This window comes from Rhodovulum viride (assembly GCF_003265965.1).
Classification (GTDB): domain Bacteria; phylum Pseudomonadota; class Alphaproteobacteria; order Rhodobacterales; family Rhodobacteraceae; genus Rhodovulum; species Rhodovulum kholense.
Genome location: NZ_MUAV01000080.1, coordinates 1 through 1,699 on the forward strand (window position 1 = coordinate 1; position 1,699 = coordinate 1,699).

Annotated in this window: 4 protein-coding genes; all 4 read left to right on the forward strand. The window is 72.5% G+C overall.

Annotation, left to right across the window (positions count from 1 at the left end):
* Window positions 1–522 (forward strand): hypothetical protein (locus BYZ73_RS23050; RefSeq protein WP_181498153.1); only part of this gene is annotated, 522 nt, incomplete at its 5' end.
* Complete coding sequence (locus tag BYZ73_RS20975; protein ID WP_112317550.1) at window positions 522–1,046, forward strand: hypothetical protein; 525 nt, start codon at window positions 522–524, stop codon at window positions 1,044–1,046. The genes BYZ73_RS23050 and BYZ73_RS20975, both read left to right, overlap by 1 nt.
* Window positions 1,034–1,453, forward strand: a complete 420-nt coding sequence (locus BYZ73_RS20980) for a DUF6950 family protein (protein WP_112317551.1) — start codon at window positions 1,034–1,036, stop codon at window positions 1,451–1,453. Before BYZ73_RS20975 ends, BYZ73_RS20980 begins: the two co-directional genes overlap by 13 nt.
* A partial coding sequence (locus tag BYZ73_RS20985; protein ID WP_146746386.1) for a hypothetical protein occupies window positions 1,438–1,699 on the forward strand: 262 nt, incomplete at its 3' end. The genes BYZ73_RS20980 and BYZ73_RS20985, both read left to right, overlap by 16 nt.

Below are 1,699 nucleotides of genomic sequence, written 5' to 3' on the forward strand. Positions count from 1 at the left end.
AGCCCCTACAGCTTCGCGCAGACCGCCTATGACTTCATGGGCGGGACCTGGGCGGCCGAGCTGACCCTGGCGGCCTTCGATGCCCGCGAGAGCGCCGCGATCTCGGCCTGGCTGGCGGGCCTCAATGGCCCGGCCGGACGCTTCGAGCTCGACATGGCCGCGATGGACTATGACGGCCCCTGGGGGACGATCACCGCCGATCCGGTGGTGGCGGTGGCGGCCTCGGCCCGGGCGCAGACGCTGGTGCTGCAACTGGCGACGGCAGCCGACACTATAATAGTGGGCGACTATCTGACCCTCGACGGCCATCTGCATATCGTGACCGGGGCCGAGGCCCCCACGGCCGCCTTCCGGCAGACCCTCACCCTCTGGCCCCGCCTGCGCGCCCCCGTCGCGGCGGGCGATCCGGTGGCGCTGCGCGCGCCTTACGGCAGCTGGGCGCTGGCCGGACCCGAGACCGCGCTTTCCGTCAGCCAGGCCCGGCTTCGGACCCGCACCCTGCAACTGGTCGAGGCGCTCTGATGGATACCAGCGGCGACCGGATCCTGGGGCTGCTGGTGCAGTGCCGGTTCGACAGCGGGGATCTGGCGATGTTCACGGGGCTCGGTTCGGTCGAGTGGGAGGGCGTGACCTATCTCGGCGCGGCCGGGCAGATGCTCAGGATCGGCGAGGCGCAGGAGACCTCGGGCGGCGAGATGCCGGGGCTGACGCTGACGCTGTCGGGGCTCGATCCCGAGGTGGTGGCGCTGGCCGAGCTGGAGGAGTTCCAGCGCCGCCGGGTGACGCTGCGCCTCGCGCTCTTCGGCCCCGAGGGCCAGATCGAGGCGGCCGATGTGCTGTGGGACGGGCTCGCGGACACGCTCGACAGCGATGACGGGCCCGAGGCCGCGACCGCGACGCTCGCCTGCGAGGAACGCGCCATGGATCTGGGCCGCAAGCGCCCGTTCTACTACCTGCCCGAGGATCAGCAGCGCCGCTTTCCCGGCGACCGTTTCTTCGACCTCGTGCAAGCCATCCAGAACCGGGAGGACACATGGGGCAGATGATGCGCCGCGAGGGCTGGGAATTGCGGCTGGCGGCCGAGATCCGGGACTGGGAGGGCCGGGCCTTCGTCTGGGGCGCGGCCGATTGCCTGGGCTTTTGCCGGGCCACCGCGCGGGCGATGACGGGCAGCGATCCGATCCCGGACCTGCCGGATTATGCCAGCGAGAGGCAGGCGGCGAAGGGGCTGGTGCGGCTTGGCTTCGGCTCCGTCGCCGATCTGATCGACGCGCATCTGCCGCGGGTGGCGGTGGCGCTGGCCCGGCGCGGTGACTGGGTTATGGGCGATGCCGCGGGCGCGCTGCCGGGCGCCATGGGCGTCGTCACCGGCCGGCATGCGGTGCATCTGGCGGAACGCGGTCCCGTCCGCCGCCCGGTGCTGGACGCGGAGGCGGCATGGCGCATCGGGTGATTGGCCTCGCGGCGGCTCTCTTTATTATCACCGCCGCCCCGGCCCTGGCGATGCCGCCGGTCGGCGCGGCGCTGGCGGCGGCCGCCGGGGGCTGGGCCGCCGGGCTGACCGCGACCGCGATCATGGGCCAGGCCGCCATGGCCTTCGTGCTGTCGGGCGTCCAGATGGCCCTGGCCAGGAAGCCGAAGGTCAAGACCCGCGACGAGATCACGCTGAACCGGATCCAGCCGGTGACCGCGGGGCTGA